Origin of the sequence: Dialister sp. i34-0019-2H8 (genome assembly GCF_042846925.1) — a bacterium.
Taxonomy (GTDB): Bacteria; Bacillota; Negativicutes; order Veillonellales; family Dialisteraceae; genus Dialister.
In genome coordinates this window covers 1,059,383-1,077,589 of sequence record NZ_BAABYQ010000001.1, presented here as the reverse complement: position 1 = coordinate 1,077,589, position 18,207 = coordinate 1,059,383, and the positions used below count along the sequence as shown (strand labels likewise).

The following is an 18,207-nucleotide window of genomic DNA, read 5'->3' as shown; positions in this document are numbered from 1 at the left end:
GATACAGGATGTAGGATTTGCCCCTTTGGAAGTCTTCCCATAGATACGGAAAGCCAAGGGGAGCGATGCGCCCGTCCGCATACGCAAACAAACGATGCCCGAAGGCAGCAAGTCACCCTACAGCCGATCCCCGGCCACTAGTCTCCAGTATATTCTATCGCAAACTGATGCATGAGGCGGATGAGGCAGTCATTCGTCAGAAGGTATGCGAGGTCCTCTTCCGTCTCGATCGTATAGTCCCACTGTTTCAGGAATCGGGAGAACGCCTTCTGGATCCTCCACTCCGATTGCCCCGTTTCCGGCAAGACCAGCGGATAGGAGAGCCCCATGTCAAGCAATACTTTCAGCATGACAGGGCGGAAATGGTACTCCAAAAAGCAGCTTTCTATCCAGAACTCATGCAGCGTCCTTTGAAAACGCGCGGTGAGCGGCATGAATCTCAGGTACAAGGAAAGCCCATCACTGACCCCTCCCCAGAAATCAGCAAAGGCGACATCATAGGCCCCATCCTTCTGCTCACGAATGAAATCCATCGCATCCGCTTCGATGATATGGATCTTTTCCTTATGCGGAAACTGCGGCAGAAGGTATGTCTTGAAGAGAGAGATCACGTGGGGATTCATTTCCACCACCGTGACAGACTCCACCTCTTTCTTTTCTGCCGCCATGAAGGCATAGTAGCCCAGACCAAGGCCATAGGTGATGACCTTTCCGTGAGCGCGCGCCAGCGGCTCTTCCATCGACTCGATCTCACTCATGACGACACTCATCCACACCTGGCCGTTTTCTCTGATGACAGGAAAAGCGACGCGCTCATCAAAGAAACCGATATCCGCATAGCCAAAAGGCCGCTTGGCCGAATAGCCCTGATGATAAGTCTGGAAGAATTCCCCGCCAAGATAGTCGGTCGTCCCCAACTCAATCGCCCCCGACTTCGCTTCCGGTGCATGCACATGGATGTAGTAGGGATTCTTCGTCACCAAAGAGGCGTCATAGAAATGGGTGTGCTCTTCGATCTCCTTCATCAGCGCCTTCCACAGGCCTTCCGGATCATACAGATCACAAAGTGCAGAGTATGGGATGAGGCCTTCCGGATCCTCCCAGATGTTCTCGATAGCGTCATCCACCGTATCCGTGAATCCGATATCGGCCGCCGCACGGATCCGCTCTTTATCCGAGAGCCCGCGGTCGAGATCATTCACGCAGAGGTGGTCTGCCACCTCTCCGAGCATGATATCCCCCGCCGTCACAGATAGCAGATAGGATTTTAACAGTTTGCGAAGCGGTCTGGTGAACGCTTTCGGATTGGCAAAATGCATACATATTCTCCTTCATCAATTACACGAGGCCGACGGAGGACAAAACGCTCCACAGGATCATTTCCTCCGGAGCACGATCTCCGGTGCATAGCTGTGAAGCTCTTTTCTCAGCGTCTTATCAAGGATCTTGACTTTATTCATAAAGCTTCGCATGACGAACGCATTCTCAGTAAGACCGCTCTGGGTCGTCACCCTCTCACACTCATAAATGGCTGCCGTACACTGGATACGCTCAAGCATGAGACTCGCCGTCCCCTTCTCGTTCAGCACCAGAAAAGACCAGTCTTTCCCCGCTTGCATCCGAGGAAGATCCTCGCCGGTGTATACAAAGTGATAGAAAAATGGTTTTTCTTCCTCCTGCACGATCTTCCAATGGAGTCTTCGTGCGATCTCATAGATCTCCTCCATCCTGGCAGGACGGAAATCAGCCGATATCTCAGCCATACAGCCTCCTTTTTTATACATAGCCGGTTTACCCGGGAAGCCCTTCCTTAGCCGGCTCCGCTCGCAATCGTCATGCCCATGACTTTTTTCGCTCCCGCTCGCATGAGCTCATGAGCGGCCGCCTCCATCGTAGCCCCCGTCGTATAAATATCATCCACGACAAGGATCGTTTCGCCTTTCACATCCATAGACCGCGCGATGTGAAAAACGCCTTTGATATTCTGAAAACGCTCCTTTCGGGATAAGAGGGACTGCGTGTGCGCACTACGGATGCGGACGAGTGCATCCGGCCTGTAATCATAGCCTGCTTCCTTCATCCACGTGGCAAACATCAGATCCACCTGGTTATACCCGCGCCATTTCTTCTTCTCCGAAGACAGCGGGATAGGGATCACCAATCCGCACTCCCCCATCCTGTCCCACCAGGGAAAGCGGGAAAGGAGCGGCGCAAAGACGCGCTTCCTGCTGCGCCGTCCGCCATACTTGATCTGTATGATGCAGTCCCGGATCGCACCTGCATAGTCGCAGCAGGTATAGCAGCCCGAGAGGTGGTCGGTGAAAGAGGAATTGAGGAGCCTCGGATTCCAGATCTTCCGGAGGCATGCCTCGCACCACTGCACGTTCGGATCGACCACGCGTCCGCAGCCCGGGCAGCAGGTGGGGTAGAGTGTCTCCAAGATATCAGTGATAAGACGCATGGCAGGGTCCTTTCTGGGTTAGCCCGCAGGGCGTGCGCTCCCTGATTGTGAATGAAAGCTCGACGCTCTAGTTAGGAAGTTAGCAACCCCCATTTCAAATGGGGGTTTATTTGGAACCCCTCCGGGGTTTTGTACTGACACCTGCCTATGGCAGGTCTAGCAAATCGTCTTTGTACTTACAGCCGCCTATGGCGGCTCTTTCGCTTATTCGTCTTACTTACTTCTCGAACTTATCGCTTTCTTCTTGCTCTGAAATGTAACGCTTGATAACTTCTTCGTTGATATTCCCGACGGTTTCTACATAATAGCCTCGTGCCCAGAGATGCCGTTCTCCCCATCTGGCTTTTATCTCGGGATGCCGGTCGTATATCATTAACGCACTTTTCCCTTTGATATAGGCTACTACGTCTGATATATTCAACTTCGGCGGTATCCCGAGATACAGATGCACATGATCCACGCATGCAGCTCCCTTGATCAGTTCCACTTTCTTCATCTCGCACAATTTTCGGATGATTTCAACCAAATCTTTCCTCATTTGCCCGTAGAATACTTTCTTGCGATATTTTGGGATGAATACGATATGATATGTGCAATTCCATTTGGTATGAGCTATACTATTGTTGTCCATTTGGACTCCTCCTTTGTTAGCTAAAGTGGTTTGCTAGACCCTCTTTATTCTAACACTGGAGGATTTTTTATACTCTAGGCAAAGCTACGGCTCCACCGGGTCCCCCATCTCAGATGGGGGCTTAATATACGAATACAGTTAGGAGTGCTGGTGCGGCGCATAATAATTGAAAGCACCGCAGAGCTTTCAATATATAGTATTCACGAAAGATGAGAAACCTGCGAACCATTTGAACCATTTGAACCATTTGAACCCTCAGAACCTGTTTAACCTATTAGGTTTCGAAAAAGGAGATAAGTATAGTCTGCTTTCAAACTTGTGGTGGCGGCTTCGCCTCAAATATATACGGGACGATGCCCGAAGGTCGGCAGATAGCAGGTTTCCCATTTGTGGTTTCCTGACATCGTCTGTTTGACCGCGAATGACAAAGATTTCTCGCTTACGCTCGAAATGACAATACGAGAGAGTCTGATGTCTCCTAGTCTCTTGGTCTCCGGTCACTTGAGGCACCAAATCCCTAGCCACTCATCCCTAGCTACTAGTCACCAGTCACCAGCTACCAGTCCACTGATGACTATCCTTCCGTTTCTCCCGTCAGGAGCGGAAAGAAAAGGCTGTATCTTCGTCCGGTCTCTACGGTATCGACGGCTTTTGCCAATGCTTCTTCCGTCGTGATCAGATACGTGGTCTTTTTCGCACGGGTGATTCCTGTATAGAGAAGATTTCGCTTCAGCATCATGCGCTGTGTCGGAAGGAGGACAAGGATGACAGTATCATACTCGCTGCCCTGACTCTTATGGACCGTCGTCGCATAGGCGAGCTGCAGGTCATTTCTTTCCTCTTTTTCATAGACGACTTCCCTGTCATAGAAGCTGACTGCGATGCGCTTGTCTGTCACAGACCAGACAATGCCGACATCACCATTATAGACACCCTTGTCATAGTCATTCCGCTTCTGCATGACCTTGTCACCGACAAAGAAATGATTTCCCGGCGGAATCTGCTTCTGATGCACCAGCTCCTGAATGGCGTGATTCAGATTGTCCACCCCGCACCGGTCACGATACATGGGGGAAAGCACCTGCAGTGCCATTTTCTCCTTGCTCTCCCCATAGTGCAGCGAGCGGCAAAGGCTTATGACCGTATCGAAGGCTTCTTCTTCCGACCAGACGGGAAGGATCTTGAATTCCCCGCCTTCGTCCGGGACACACATATTCCCTTCCCGGATGAGCGCCGCATTCTCGATGATGCCGCTCCCTTCTTTCTGACGAAAAATATGCTTGAGCCTTGTGACAGGCACCTTTTCCCAGGCGATGATAGATTTCAAGGGCGTACCCGGTCCTACCGGCGGGAGCTGGTCGACATCGCCGACCAGAATGAGGCGTGCATCTTCTTTCAGCGCAGACAATAAATGGTAGAAAAGGGAAATATCCATCATGGACGCTTCATCGACGATGATGAGGTCTTCTTCCAAAGGATCGCTTTCATCCCGCGAAAAGACCGTCCCGCCATCCTCACGTTTTTCCGCCTCGAGCGCCTTATGAATGGTATCCGCATCCATGTGGCTCGCGACCGCAAGGCGCTTCGCCGCACGGCCTGTCGGTGCCATGAGATGGACTTTCAGATCGTGCTGTTCAGCTGCCGTGATGATGGCCCGCACGAGTGTCGTTTTCCCTGTGCCCGGCCCACCGGTGATGACGAGGACGCGGCTCTTCATCGCCTCTTCGACGGCTTCCTTCTGCTCATCTGCCAGCGTGATATGATTCTCTCTCTCAAATTTCTCGATGGCCAGTGCAGCCGTTCCGAGTGCCTTCTGGTGGCAGAGCATGCCTTTCAGGATATCAGCCGACTGCGTTTCCGCTTCATAGAGAAAATTCAGGTACACATACATGGTCTTTTCATAGGTCAGAGACGGCAGAAGGCCTGCCTCGATCGCAGACTCGATGCCTTTCTTGATGATCTCGATGGAGAGATGGAGAAGCGGCACGGTATTTTTCGCCAGCGAATCGATCGGCACACAGCTGTGCCCCTGAGAAAGCGCCAGTCCCAGCATATACTTCACGCCTGCCGTGATGCGCTCGCAGTCATTCGCCGCTACGCCCTGATCCATTGCGATGCGGTCGACCTCGAGAAAAGTCATTCCGGCTATGTCTTCCAGCATGCGATAGGGTTCGTGCTGAAAGACGGACTTGATATTCTCTCCGTAACGCTTCTGCATATCTGCCGCATATTTTTCGGGAATAGCCAGTGACTGGAGATACATGATGATCTCCTTCAGCCCGGAAATCATCTCATAGGATTTTTTGATCTTCTCGAATCCCTTAGGTCCTATACCGGGGACCTCCAGAAGGGCATCGATATTCTTCTCGAAGATATCCATCGTCTTCTTGCCAAAGTGTGCCACGATGCGGCGCGCCATGGTCTCACGGATGCCATCGATCATCCCCGATGCCAGAAAATGAATGATATCCTCCGTTTCCTCCGGCTTCACCATCTCCATACTCTCGGCGGAAAACTGCACTCCAAAACGGGGATGCTTCTGCCAGCACCCCCGCATGAGTATCTGTTCGCCGACGTATGGGCCTTTCCCATGGTATGTGGCGCAGGCCAGCTTGCGGCTTTCCTTATCTTCGATCTGAAAAACGCAGAATCTGCCATCATCGCTCGCATAGATGCATCGTCTGACGGTACCTCTGAGTTCTTCGATCATTTTGTTTCCCCTTGTATCAGTTTCGACTGCAGTTTTTTGCTGATATCCATCAAGAGCTGGTACCAACGGATGAAATCAGGGCGGCTACTCACGTCTTCTATGAGAGAAGACAATGCCTCGATATTCTTCGCTTCCCTTTCTGCATCATAGATCGGCTTGTGCGCTTTCAGCTTATAAAGGGCAATGCCTCTCGACAGCTCCAGCCGCTTCTCAAAAAGCACTGCCAGCTCGCTATCGATCCGACGCACCGAAGCGCGCAGCTCTTCCAGTTCTTTTTCGTCCATCTGCGCCCCTTACCGGTTCTTTTCATGAAGCTCTGCCAGAATCTCCATGACCTTGTCTTTGCATTCTTCATACGGCACTTCGATGGTCTCACCGCTTCGACGCAGACGGATCTCCACATTGCCGGACTGCTGCCATTTCTTACCGATGGTCACACGGACCGGATAGCCGATGAGGTCAGCATCCTTGAACTTGATGCCTGCTCTTTCATTGCGGTCATCAAGGACCACTTCATCCGCTTTTTCTTCCATCGCATCATAGAGCTTCTTTGCCGCATCCATGACTTCTTCCGATTTATTATTCGCCGGGACGATGACCACTTCATAAGGCGCGATCGCGACCGGCCAGATGATGCCGTCGTCATCATGATTCTGCTCGATGGAGGCAGCCACCGTACGGGTGACGCCGATGCCGTAGCACCCCATCACCATCGGGTGCGACTTGCCATTGTTATCGAGGTAGGTCGCCCCCAGCGCTTCGCTGTACTTGGTCCCGAGCTTGAAGACCTGTCCGACTTCGATGCCCTTCGTGATGACGATCTTGCCACCGCAGTGCGGGCAGACATCGCCTTCCTGGATCTGGCGGATGGTGTCCACCTTCACATCACCGAAATCGCGGGCCGGATTCACATGGATGTAGTGTTTGTCCTTTTCATTGGCCCCGCAGCAGGCATCCTGCATTTCCATGACCGTCTTATCACAGATGATGTCGAAATTCTTCACTTTTTTAAGTCCGATCGGGCTGATATAGCCAGCCGTCAGACCGCAGCGCTCCAGATCTTCTTCCGATGCCATATCCACATTGATCGCACCATAAATATTCTGGAGCTTCACTTCATTGACTTCATGATCGCCGCGCACCATCGCAAGGACGACGGTATCATCGAGCTTGTAGACGACCGCCTTGACGGACTGCTTCACATCCGCATGCAGGAAGTTGCAAACCATCTCGATCGTGTGCTGCCCCGGGGTTTCTACGATCTCTTTTTCCTTGTCATTTCGGATATCGCAGGGAATCGTCTTCGGATCGACCGCTTCGATATTCGCTGCGAAATCACAGTCTTCGCAATATACGATATCGGCTTCGCCGGAATCTGCCAGCACTTCGAATTCATGAGACGCATTGCCGCCGATCGCGCCGGAGTCTGCGATGACCGGACGGAATTTCAGTCCGCAGCGGGTGAAAATGCGCCAGTATGCATCATACATCAGTTTGTACTGCTTATCGAGACCTTCCTGATCCATATCGAAGGTGTAGCCATCCTTCATGATGAATTCGCGGCTTCTCATCAGACCGAAACGCGGACGCTTCTCATCGCGGTACTTGTTCTGGATCTGATAGACAGAGACCGGCAGCTGCTTGTAGGACGAGGTATCCATGGAAACGAGCGTGGTCACCAGTTCTTCATGCGTCGGAGCCAGACAGTAGTCTCTGCCGTGACGATCCTGCAGCTTGAACATTTCCTCTCCATATACGGCCCAGCGTCCCGTCTTCTGCCAGATCTCCGACGGCTGTACGATCGGCATCAGGATCTCCTGTGCGCCTGTCTTATTGATCTCCTCACGGATGATCTTCTTCACTTTCTCGATAGCGCGGAAAGCCAGCGGCAGGTACGCATAGGTACCATTGGCGATCTTTCGCATCATGCCGGCTTTCAGCATGTACTTATGGCTCATGACGACAGCGTCGGCAGGCAGTTCTCTCAGGGTCGGGCTATATAATTTGGATGCTAACAATGAAATCTCCTCCTAGACATGAAATGAAGATCTATATTTTCATTTCGGCAAATAGATTTCTTCTATTATATAGCTTTTAGAAAAAATTTGCTATGAAAAAGTAATTCGGGATGCACAGCTCCTCCGGCATCGTTATCTTTTCTTTGAGTGAAGCCTCCGCAATCAAAAACGGCCTTCCTTTCGGAAAGCCGTTTTTGATTGCGGAAGAGACATTATTTCCAAGCCTGCTTCATGATGTTTTTGTATTCATTGTTCAGATGATCGACGATGACATCGAGGATGACACGGACGATTTCTGCGTCAAAGCTCTCGTTCGTGCTCGGAAGGCACGCATCGAGGAAAATGCTGCCGTCTTCTGCTGCTACATACTTGAAGACCTTGTAACTGCGATTCAGCTGGTTCAGGTATTCAAGGAGGGAGAGTTTATTTTCATCTTTCAGGAGCTGGCTTCCGATCTGGACGCGGATGATGGTGTAGATGGTATTGTCTGTGATGATGCCGAGCGGAATGGTCTGTCCTTCGACCTTCAGGTTCGACTGGAATACAACGGTATCTGCGTCATCTTTCATTTCATTTTTGACGAAAAAGTCCATTTTGTTTGCCTTGGTGTAGGCTTCGAATTTCTGGGCTTTCAGGTTTACTCTTTTTTCTTCTGCCATGATGCATGACCTCCAAATAGAAATGAGAATTGTCTTAAAGCTGTTTCTATTGTACCTTGTCTTGCCAAAGATTGCTAGTAGGAGAATGGGAAAGTGATTCGAATCCACAGGATCTGACGATCTGCCTTCCCGGTAAGGAGAACGCTGACCGTGCGGAAAAACAGCAGATTTTCAGCACAGGCTGTCTTTTATGTCAGGCGCAGCCGCCGCTATTTCTCATCCCGCAATTCTCATGCAAGCAGAGCTTTCATTCGGGATCCGTGAGAAAGCCCTAGCGATTCAGGAACGACCTTCCCAGCCCTTGATAGCCGACAAATTCGCGAAGCAGCGAATGATCCGGCACGAGCGATGCATCCAGCTCGCGGAAGGGCGCGAGAAATTCCAAAAGGCGCCGGGCTTCCCCATAGGCAGGGCTGTCCTTGGGTATTTCCTCTAAAAACGGCTTTACGATCCGTTTCAGAACGGGGATCTCATAAAGAAGTGCAGAATTAAATACAACGTCAGCGCGTCCCTGGAAGTGAAAAATATTCCGTTCCTCTCCTTTGCGGACGCCTGGCCAGGTGGAGATCGTCTTTTCCGGAGGGTTTCCGCGGAACTGCATATCTCTCACCATACGGCGAAGAAGCCGCGTGTCCGAGGTCGATATACGGTTATGGTGGTTAATGGTGATCTGTGTCAGTGCGGAAAGATAGATATGCATGCACTGGTAGCCGGGGACAAAATAGGTGAGGCGCGGATTCAGTGCATGGAGCCCTTCCACAAGGATCGGCTGCCCCTTCCCGAGCGTCACGGGCGGCGCATTCCACTCCTTTTTCCCAGTGATGAAATTGAAAGTCGGAAGCCGCACCGGCTTCCCTTCCAAAAGTGCGGTGATATCTCCTTCAAAACGGTCCAGATCAAGCGCGTGGATATCTTCCCAATCTTCCCCCTGCATTTCGTCGCGATCCCTGAAATAGTCATCCAGCGAGATCATGACAGGATGCACCCCATTCACCTGTAGGTGGACAATGAGACGCTTCATGAAGGTGGTCTTGCCCGAGGATGACGGCCCTGCCGTACAGACGAGACGGATCCTGGGCTTTGCCTCACAGATCGCATCTGCAAGCTCTGCCAGCTTCTTCTCATGCAGCGCTTCCGCGATAGAGATGTAGTCGAGAATTTTACCATTCTCGATAGAAGCATTGAGCTGCGCCAGATTCTGGCAGCCGATAAGCTCGGACCAGTTCTGGCTTTCGAGGAAGACCTTCGCAAAGAGCGGGTCCTCTTCCTCATCCTGAGCCAGATGAAAATCCTCATCCGGAAGGCGCAGCAGAAATCCCGGCGCATAAGACTTCAGCGCAAAAAGGCGCACGAAGCTCATATCCGGCAAAAGAGGGCCGAAGAAATAGTCAATCACGCGCCCGCACTGGTCGACATTGATCGTATTCCCGGCAAGCTCACCTGCCAGCTCTGCATCCTCTTCCCGCCCTTTGATGCGAAGAAAGGCCATCGCACGTTTCTTTCCGACGACGAGCTTTGTGATATCGCGTCCCTCTTCGGAGATCTCACGCATCCGTGCCGCCAGCCGGTCCAGCTCCTTCTTGAGCGGTACATGACCGTCTTCGAATTCACAATACAGCGATTTTCCCAGCGAATGCTTCACGAGGACATCTGCCCCTTCTCCATAGATCTCTTCCACAGCACATACGAGAAGCATGATCGCACTTCTCACATACGCCTGGCGCGCTTTTGGCGCCGAAAGAGGGATCCATCGCACATTTCCGCCGGAGGGAAACGGTGTCTGGAAATCAAGAAGCTCGCCATCCATCTCTGCCAGCACCGCCGCCTCCTTGCCCCTTGTACCGCGGACCATATTCCATAAATTTTGCGGTGTCGCACCGTCAAAAAAGTCAAAACTTCTGCCTTCACAGGTGATATGGATCATGGAAATCAGCTCCTTTACCGGATTACTTCAGGAAAGTACGGATCCCATCGCGAATCGCATCATCATTTTCCCGGATAACCATCTATAGATTCATTATAGCCGTTTTTTAGACCTGCGTCACCACGATATGCGGCAAAGACAGGTGCTTCAGCTCCTCAAAGCCGACATTCCGAGCCGCTTCTTCTGCGGATATGGGCATCGGCTTTGGAAGTGCGCCTGCATAATATAGAAGGAGTCCGATGATATCAGAAGGCTTCTTGCCCTCTGCCTTCATTTCACGAAGAGTGAGACCTTTCTGACGCTTCGAGAGCCGGACCCCCTCCGCATCAACGAGAAGAGGCAGATGTCCGTAAGTCGGAACATGGGCGACTCCCAATTTTTTCAGCAGATAGAGCTGATAAAAGGTCGAGGAGAGAAGGTCATTTCCCCGAAAAACATGCGTCATCCCCATCACCGCATCATCGACGGATACGGCGAGCTGATAAGCGACCATGCCATCGGCGCGCCGAAGGACAAAGTCATCGATGCCGGGACGAAGCACGCATGTCTCCTCTCCGCAGAAAAGATCTCTGAAGGACATGCGGCTTTCCTCCATACGAAGTCGCCAAGAGGGCGCCTTCCCCTTTTCTCTATCCGCGACTTCTTCCGCGCTCAGACGGCGGCAGTGTCCATCATAGACCGGCAGTCCCTCTCCTTCATGCGGCGCAGAGGCGATGCTGTGGAGACGGGCACGACTGCAGAAGCAGGGATAGACCTCCCCCGCTTCTTTCCACCGATCCATGATTTTCTGATAGAGAGGAAATCGGAGACTCTGGACGGGCGTCCCATACGAATAGCTCCCGTCGGGGCCCTCGTCGTAGGAAAGGTCCATCCATGCGAGGTCTTCTTTGATCCCCTCTATGTATTCCGCATGGCTTCGCTGTCGGTCGATGTCTTCGATACGCAGCACGATCGCCCCTCCATGCTGGCGTGTCCAGAGCCAGTTCAAAAAAGCAACCCAGATATTCCCAAGATGCATATATCCCGTGGGGCTCGGCGCAAAGCGGGTACGAATGGCTGTCTGCATAGCGTCTCCTTAGGAAAACGCAGATCCCATCATTGTCAGATCACATCAGCGTTTTCTCAATGATACAAAAGGAGGCTCAAGCATTTGAGCCTCCTTGGTGGTAAAAATGATAAGGGATCTGGGGTGAGGTGCAGCGGGCTTTGCAGGTACATCGTAGATGAAGCAGCCAAATGCCATCTCAGAGAGATCTCCTGCCGCCTTCATTCCTCATCCCTGATCTTACTTACTCCGGCATAGAGAGGACTTTCCTGAAAAGTGCCTTGTCCCGCTGGATCTTTTCCTCGCTGCCCATGCAGCAGATATAAGGATCATCGATGATGCTCTTGACGAGCGGAGCAAGAGCACGGATATCCTTCACTTCGCAGGAGATGATCTCGCTGCGGATCCGCATACGGTCTTCTCTGGTATTGCCATTCAGGTAGTGGAGCATCGCACGCTCGCCCTTCATGGACGGGGTGAGCTGGATCTCATCCGCTGCCATGGTACCGATGACGTACTTGGTCATTTCACGTTCGGATAATTCGAGCGTTTCCAGATATTCCGGAAGGTCTTTGTACGTCTCGAGCGTTTCCTTCAGATTTGGGTCACGGTATGAGCAGAGAAGGGATGTACCATCGCGCAGGAACTGTGTGAAAGCGCCATACGCACCGCCGAGGACACGGACTTTCTTCCAGAGGTACTCATAGCGGAGGATGGTTTCCATGACACGAAGCGCGCCGGTATAGGTAAAGCCATGATCACGGAAGTTGCCGCCTTTGGCCACGTACTGGACCTTGCCGGAGGTCAGGAAGGCTTCATTGATCTCCTTGGCTGGGAAATCGAAGAGATGGGCTTCCTTCTTCTCCCCTTCCGGCATATCATCTAGGATGAGGCCGAGGCAGCGATCGACAGCCTGCTTTTCTTCCGTTTCGCCTGTGGTGGCAAAGAACATATGGCTTCTCGTGAAGATCTTCTTCGCGACAGCCGAGAGCTTCTCGGCGACATCCTCTGCCTGACCGTCATACGTCTTAACAAGGTCTGCCAGGAAATAATAGAACGTCATGCCGGCCTGCTCAGAGAACTGTGCCGTCTTGGAGAAATAGGATGCGAGGCGTCCCATGGTAAGATTATGCCCGCGAGAGAAGGCGGTCATATCCCATTCTGATTTTTCTTCCAAGAGAAGCTCCTTCAGCCGTTTCGTATCTCGGAAGGATGTATGATTGATGACTTCTCCCAGCAGGTCCATGAGCCGTTCAGCCTTTGAGGTGAGTGCTTTGCCTCTTGCGACCATGAATGGCTTATATCTCGATGCGTCATTGATATCGCCGATGCAGGAGATCTGGAAGCTGATGCCGCCGGTATACGCATTGGAGATTCGCGCGAGTTCTGTGTAGTTGTGCTTTTCCGTATCCAAGCTGCGAAGCATCCCGGCAAGGAGGATGGCATACGGGATCTCTTCCTCGGTGAGGTCATAGAGATCGAAATACATCGTGACGTAGGAGATACCCGTCGTGTGAATATCATAGTGGAAGTGGCGGATCCCGGAGACGGTCTCTTCTTCAAGCACTTCCTCCTCGATCTCCCGCTTCAGGTCTTCGCGGGACAGGAGCGGAATGGTCTTCAGTGCTTCCTCCGTTTCCATGGATGCCTGACGCTTCTTCAATGCTTTGGTGGACTCCATGATGTCTTCGAGCTGCTCGTCGGTAAGACTCAGCTTGTACGCAGCGAGCTTTTCTGCCGTTGCCGCATTATTCTTCTCCGTCAGTCCCTTTTCCGGCTTCATGGTGATCAGGACTTGATGCGGATTCTTGATGACGTACTTCAAGAGAAGGCTTTCGAAATAGCCATTCTGAATCCCTTCGCGAAGCTCTTTGATGTCATCGATATAGCGCAGTGCCGCCATCGGGTCACGGTCATAGAGCCAGAGATCCATCGCGCGCACGCCGTAGAAAAGTCCTTTCGGACGTCCCTGATAATCGTTTTCACGCGAGGTGAATTCCGTACGGTTCAGTGCGGCATCGAGCATATCCTTGTCGATGCCGTCAAGAGCGAGCGTGCGCAGCGTCCCGTCGATGACCTGGGCAAACTGCTCCTGCTTCTCCACTTCCGAGCCTGTCACCTCGATGGTCCAGACAGGCTGCTTGTAGCTGTCACAATAGCCGCCGGACAGGTCGCTTCCAAGGCCGGCATCCAAGACTGCTTTCTTCAGCGGTGCGCCGTCCATATCGATCAGGACATAGTTCAGGATGCGGAAAGCGAGCGATTCCTTCGTAGACATATGGTCGCTTGCTGCGATGTAAAGGGCATGGATGGCCTTCCCTTTTTCGCTTTCCTGTTCTGCGATCCCATACGGGCAAGTCGCCGATACCCTTTTCTTGAAGCCGGACTGCGTGCGGACGGCCGAGTCCACATTGCGGCGGTCAAAATGAGATAGGTATTCTTCATCGATATAAGCCAGCGTCTTTTCGATATCCATATCACCATAAAGGTAGATATAGCTGTTCGACGGATGATAGAAGCGTCGGTGGAATTCAGTAAATTCCCGGAAAGAGAGCATCGGGATGACTTCCGGATCCCCGCCGGACTCCACGCCATAGGTATTATCCGGGAAAAGACGCTCTGTCGCACGGTCTTCCATGATGGCTTCCGGCGAAGAGAGCGCGCCTTTCATTTCATTGTAGACGACACCATTGTACGTCAGCGGCGCCTTTTTGTTTTCCAGCTCATAGTGCCAGCCTTCCTGCATCAGGATCTGCGGATCCTTGAGGCAATTCGGATAGAAGACGGCATCGAGATATACATCCATCAGGTTATGGAAATCGACCATATTGCGGCTGGCGATCGGGTACATGGTCTTATCCGGCCAGGTGATCGCATTGAGGAACGTATTGAGAGAGCCTTTCGCGAGCTCGACGAAGGGTTCCTTCAGCGGATATTTCCGAGAGCCGCAGAGCGTCGAGTGCTCCATGATATGCGGCGTACCCTTGGAATTATCCGGCGTCGTGCGGAAACAAATATAAAAAACTTTATTATCATCGTCGCTGTCCAGATACAGAAGACGGGCACCGCTTTTCACGTGCTCCATCAGGTAGGCATCGGCATTGACTTCTTCAATATGGGACATACGGCTGACACGGAATCCGTGCACCAGGTCTCCATCATTCCATTTCATTTGATCTCTCCTTATCGGTTACTGATAATTGTTGCGTAAAAAGGTGCTAAAGGCTGCCCAAGCGGCTTCACCCCATAGTGCAAGCACTCCGCAGTGCTTTATCCTATATAAAAATCCCGGGATGAGCGCTGCCAATGAGTGGATCCGTATTTCCTTTGCCTCTTTTTTCTTTCGTTCACAAGAAAAAGCGCAGGAAATTCCTGTGCTTTTTCCACAAGCATCTATTTATTATTTTTCGTCCTGCGGGAAAAATTCATCGTGAATCGCCTGTACAGCTTTGGTCAGATCTTTTCTAAGAATGAGGCAGGAAATGCTGATCTCCGAGGTGCTGACGATATCGATATTGATACCGGCTCTGCCAAGTGCGCCGAACATACGGGCAGCAACTCCCGGTTTGCCGAGCATGCCGGCACCTACGACAGAGACTTTGGCCGTGTCGTCATCATAAATGACTTCTTCCACTTTGCCATCGTCTCTCATCTTATCAAGGACTCTCTTGGCATCTTCCATATCCGTATCATCGATGGTGAATACGATATCCGTCTTGTCGTCATTGGAATTTCTGACGCTCTGCACGATCATATCGACCGTGATATTGTCTTCTGCGAGAGCGGAGAAGACGCTGTATGCCACGCCCGGCACATTTCTGAGTCCCAGTACCGCAATTCTAGCTGCATGAGCATCCTGTGCCACGCCTCTGACCGTTTCGTTCAAGCCTTCCATACATACCTCCCGGATAATCGTTCCTTCATCATTCGTAAATGTGGATCTGACATGGATCGGGATGTGATATTTTATCCCGAGTTCGACGCTGCGAGGCTGCATGACGCCAGCGCCCAGACGTGCCATTTCCAGCATTTCCGTATTGGTAATTTCTTTCATCTTATGTGCATTCTTCACGACACGCGGATCTGCAGAGTATACGCCATCCACATCGGTGAATATCTCACACATATCTGCATGCATCGCACCTGCGAGTGCCACCGCTGTCGCATCGCTGCCACCGCGGCCCAGTGTCGCCACATCGCCATTTTTCATGAGACCCTGGAAGCCTGCCACGATGACGATCTTGCCTTCTTCCAGCTCCTTGAATACCCGCTCCGGCTTCACATCATCGATGGTCGCTTTGCCATACGCCCCTCCGGCAATGATACCTGCCTGCGGGCCTGTGAGCGATACAGCAGGAACGCCGAGCTTTCTGAAAGTCATCGCCATAAGAGAAATGGAGATCTGCTCACCGGTAGCCAGCAGCATATCCATTTCACGTCCATGATTGATGTCCGATACCTTCGAAGCCAGTGCCAGGAGATCATCAGTGGTATCGCCCATAGCCGATACGACGATCACGATCTTGTCCCCCGGCTTCCGATCGCGAAGCACACGGTTTGCAATATTCAACATTTTTTCCGGTGTCGCAACAGAACTTCCGCCGAATTTTTTTACATAAAGTGACATTTACATCCCTCATTTACGAGTAATCTAGGAAAACAAAGTCTGCCTTCCCGCTGGAGCAGCCATCGGATTCGTCCGCGCTCCTTCTATACTGTGAAAAGTGTAACATGGAAGAGGCGGCATGTAAAGAAGATAAATAAAAAAAGAGGTACAGGTTTCAGCTCAAAGACTAAGCGACTAAGAGACGGGAGAGACTGATAGACTAAGAGACTTTAGATGTCTGATGTCTAAAGTCTCTTAGTCTCTTATCTGAACCCGCCAACCCTAAACTAAAATCCTCTCCCCCGAAATGGGGAAGAGGATTTTACATGACTCACTATTCATCTTCTTTTTTCTTTTTCTGCGCTTCATACAGGGCAAAGTATTTCCCATGCCTTGTCATTAGTTCGTCATGACTGCCGCGCTCGAGCAGGCGTCCGTGGTCCAGGACGTAGATCACATCCGCATTTCTGACGGTCGAGAGACGGTGTGCAATGATGATTGTCGTGCGGTTTTTCGCAAGCTCATCGAGTGTCTTCTGTACTTTCTTCTCCGTCTGGGTATCAAGGGCAGATGTCGCTTCATCGAAAATGACGACAGGCGGATTCTTGAGGAAGACGCGAGCGATGGCGATACGCTGCTTCTGCCCGCCGGAGAGCTTCACGCCGCGCTCGCCGACCTTCGTCTCATAGCCATTCGGAAGCTGTCGGATGAAATCATCCGCCGCTGCCAGACGTGCAGCCTCTTCGATCTCCTCTTTGGTCGCGTTCTCACGGCCATATGCGATATTCTCTGCGATGGTATCCCCGAAGAGGAAGACATCCTGCTGCACGATACCGATCTTTCTTCGGAGGTCCTGCTGGCGGAACGCGGAAAGCGGATGTCCGTCCAGCAGGACTTCGCCTTTTGTCGGTTCATAGAAGCGAAGCAGCAGGCTGACGAGCGTACTCTTCCCTGCCCCCGTCTCGCCGACGAAAGCCACCGTCTTTCCGGCAGGGATCTTAAAGGCGAGATCATGCAGAATGAGATGCCCCGGATCGTAACCGAAGGATAGATCCCTGAAATCAATATCCCCTTTCACATGGGAGAGCATGACAGGCTTTTCCGGATCTTCGATGGAAGGCTCGGTGTGCATGATCTCTTCGAAACGGTGGAAGCCGGCCATGCCGCGCTGGTACACCTCAGCGAGGATCGTCAGACGGAAGACCGGGCGCATGAAGATATTCACATAGAGAAGGAATGCGACGAAATCAGAAAGCGCCAGCGTTCCCTCATTGATCATCCATCCGCCGGCCAGGATCACCGCCACATTGATGAAATTGGTGAAAAAATTGATACCACCGGAGAAATACGCGATGAGCTTATTCGAAGTAAAACGGGTATCCCGGAGCTCGCGGCTCTTCTCTTCAAAACGGTCCAGCTCGAAGGCCTCCTGGGCAAAAGCCTTCACAAGGCGGATGCCGGAAAGGCTTTCTTCTACGCGGGCAGAGACTTCCCCTGCCTTCTTCCGGTTCTCACGAAAGGCGGACTTCATCTGTTTATTCACCTTCACGGTGTGAATGCTCTTCGCAATAAGCAGTGCACCGATGAGGAGGGCAAGCTGCCAGTTCATGACGAACATCACGACCAGCGTCCCCGCCATGATGACACCGCAGAGGAGAACATCATTCGGTCCGCGGAAGGAAAGCTCACTGATCTCTGTCACATCGCTTGTGATACGGGAGAGCAGCTGTCCCGTTTTCTCATTATCGAAGTAATGAAAGGAGAGCTTCTCGATATGAGCAAACAGATCCCGTCGCATGTCGTGTTCAATGGACGCACTCATGACATGCCCATAGTACTGCACCGCATACTGGATCGCAAAATTCAGAATGTAAAGGACAAGAAGGATCCCTGAGCCGATAAACAGCCGATGCATCTCCCCCGCCGGCAGTACGTCATGGATGAGCTCACGGACCACGACCGGAAAGATCAGATCCAGTCCGGCCATGGCAAACGTCCCTACGATCACCCAGATCAGAATGTGCATGTAGGGACGATAATATTTCATAAATCTTCGTATCATAGTATCCTCTTGATCTTCAATAAAAAACAATTTGTTCTTTATTATAACGCAAAGGGAATATAGCTTCAAGGCGAGAGGAGACCCCCGCGGT

At 51.8% G+C, this 18,207-nt stretch carries 13 protein-coding genes; all 13 read right to left on the bottom strand.

The annotated features are described in order from the left end of the window. Positions 1–137: 137 nt before the first annotated feature. Positions 138–1,319: a hypothetical protein gene (locus ACGG9R_RS04495; RefSeq protein ID WP_390151996.1), complete on the bottom strand. Its 1,182-nt coding sequence runs from the start codon at positions 1,317–1,319 to the stop codon at positions 138–140. A 57-nt stretch (positions 1,320–1,376) separates the two neighbouring features. Continuing rightward, the gene (locus ACGG9R_RS04490) at positions 1,377–1,763 is read right to left on the bottom strand and encodes a hypothetical protein (protein ID WP_390151993.1); all 387 of its coding nucleotides are present in this window, start codon (positions 1,761–1,763) and stop codon (positions 1,377–1,379) included. A gap of 47 nt (positions 1,764–1,810) precedes the next feature. Next, positions 1,811–2,461, bottom strand: a complete 651-nt coding sequence (locus ACGG9R_RS04485; protein WP_390151990.1) for a ComF family protein — start codon at positions 2,459–2,461, stop codon at positions 1,811–1,813. A 217-nt stretch (positions 2,462–2,678) separates the two neighbouring features. Continuing rightward, positions 2,679–3,092 (bottom strand): IS200/IS605 family transposase, encoded by a 414-nt coding sequence (gene tnpA, locus ACGG9R_RS04480; protein WP_045172396.1) that lies wholly within the window; start codon positions 3,090–3,092, stop codon positions 2,679–2,681. A gap of 574 nt (positions 3,093–3,666) precedes the next feature. Next, positions 3,667–5,802, bottom strand: coding sequence for an ATP-dependent RecD-like DNA helicase (locus ACGG9R_RS04475; protein WP_390151987.1), 2,136 nt, complete (start codon positions 5,800–5,802; stop codon positions 3,667–3,669). Continuing rightward, positions 5,799–6,086 carry a chorismate mutase gene (locus ACGG9R_RS04470; RefSeq protein ID WP_390151984.1) on the bottom strand — a complete coding sequence of 96 codons (288 nt, stop codon included), beginning with the start codon at positions 6,084–6,086 and terminating at the stop codon, positions 5,799–5,801. Before ACGG9R_RS04470 ends, ACGG9R_RS04475 begins: the two co-directional genes overlap by 4 nt. Positions 6,087–6,095: 9 nt before the next feature. Beyond that, positions 6,096–7,820 (bottom strand): proline--tRNA ligase, encoded by a 1,725-nt coding sequence (locus ACGG9R_RS04465; RefSeq protein ID WP_390151981.1) that lies wholly within the window; start codon positions 7,818–7,820, stop codon positions 6,096–6,098. A 212-nt stretch (positions 7,821–8,032) separates the two neighbouring features. Then, positions 8,033–8,479: a histidine kinase gene (locus ACGG9R_RS04460; RefSeq protein WP_390151978.1), complete on the bottom strand. Its 447-nt coding sequence runs from the start codon at positions 8,477–8,479 to the stop codon at positions 8,033–8,035. Between the two features lie 271 nt (positions 8,480–8,750). Next, positions 8,751–10,403, bottom strand: coding sequence for a nucleoside kinase (locus ACGG9R_RS04455; protein WP_390151975.1), 1,653 nt, complete (start codon positions 10,401–10,403; stop codon positions 8,751–8,753). A 106-nt stretch (positions 10,404–10,509) separates the two neighbouring features. Further along, positions 10,510–11,469 carry a tRNA glutamyl-Q(34) synthetase GluQRS gene (gluQRS, locus tag ACGG9R_RS04450; RefSeq protein WP_390151973.1) on the bottom strand — a complete coding sequence of 320 codons (960 nt, stop codon included), beginning with the start codon at positions 11,467–11,469 and terminating at the stop codon, positions 10,510–10,512. A 223-nt stretch (positions 11,470–11,692) separates the two neighbouring features. Continuing rightward, a complete protein-coding gene (locus ACGG9R_RS04445; protein ID WP_390151970.1) occupies positions 11,693–14,620 on the bottom strand; it encodes an insulinase family protein in 2,928 nt (975 codons plus the stop codon). A gap of 228 nt (positions 14,621–14,848) precedes the next feature. Further along, positions 14,849–16,075 (bottom strand): aspartate kinase, encoded by a 1,227-nt coding sequence (locus tag ACGG9R_RS04440; RefSeq protein WP_022106555.1) that lies wholly within the window; start codon positions 16,073–16,075, stop codon positions 14,849–14,851. 313 nt (positions 16,076–16,388) lie between these two features. After that, a complete protein-coding gene (locus tag ACGG9R_RS04435; protein ID WP_390151966.1) occupies positions 16,389–18,116 on the bottom strand; it encodes an ABC transporter ATP-binding protein in 1,728 nt (575 codons plus the stop codon). Positions 18,117–18,207 lie beyond the last annotated feature (91 nt).

What these genes read in the sequence shown, in the direction of transcription:
- ACGG9R_RS04495 (WP_390151996.1), bottom strand. Translation starts at nt 1,319, where the DNA reads ATGCATTTTGCCAATCCGAAAGCGTTCACCAGACCGCTTCGCAAACTG.
- ACGG9R_RS04490 (WP_390151993.1), bottom strand. Translation starts at nt 1,763, where the DNA reads ATGGCTGAGATATCGGCTGATTTCCGTCCTGCCAGGATGGAGGAGATC.
- ACGG9R_RS04485 (WP_390151990.1), bottom strand. Translation starts at nt 2,461, where the DNA reads ATGCGTCTTATCACTGATATCTTGGAGACACTCTACCCCACCTGCTGC.
- tnpA (WP_045172396.1), bottom strand. Translation starts at nt 3,092, where the DNA reads ATGGACAACAATAGTATAGCTCATACCAAATGGAATTGCACATATCAT.
- ACGG9R_RS04475 (WP_390151987.1), bottom strand. Translation starts at nt 5,802, where the DNA reads ATGATCGAAGAACTCAGAGGTACCGTCAGACGATGCATCTATGCGAGC.
- ACGG9R_RS04470 (WP_390151984.1), bottom strand. Translation starts at nt 6,086, where the DNA reads ATGGACGAAAAAGAACTGGAAGAGCTGCGCGCTTCGGTGCGTCGGATC.
- ACGG9R_RS04460 (WP_390151978.1), bottom strand. Translation starts at nt 8,479, where the DNA reads ATGGCAGAAGAAAAAAGAGTAAACCTGAAAGCCCAGAAATTCGAAGCC.
- ACGG9R_RS04455 (WP_390151975.1), bottom strand. Translation starts at nt 10,403, where the DNA reads ATGATCCATATCACCTGTGAAGGCAGAAGTTTTGACTTTTTTGACGGT.
- gluQRS (WP_390151973.1), bottom strand. Translation starts at nt 11,469, where the DNA reads ATGCAGACAGCCATTCGTACCCGCTTTGCGCCGAGCCCCACGGGATAT.
- ACGG9R_RS04445 (WP_390151970.1), bottom strand. Translation starts at nt 14,620, where the DNA reads ATGAAATGGAATGATGGAGACCTGGTGCACGGATTCCGTGTCAGCCGT.
- ACGG9R_RS04440 (WP_022106555.1), bottom strand. Translation starts at nt 16,075, where the DNA reads ATGTCACTTTATGTAAAAAAATTCGGCGGAAGTTCTGTTGCGACACCG.
- ACGG9R_RS04435 (WP_390151966.1), bottom strand. Translation starts at nt 18,116, where the DNA reads ATGATACGAAGATTTATGAAATATTATCGTCCCTACATGCACATTCTG.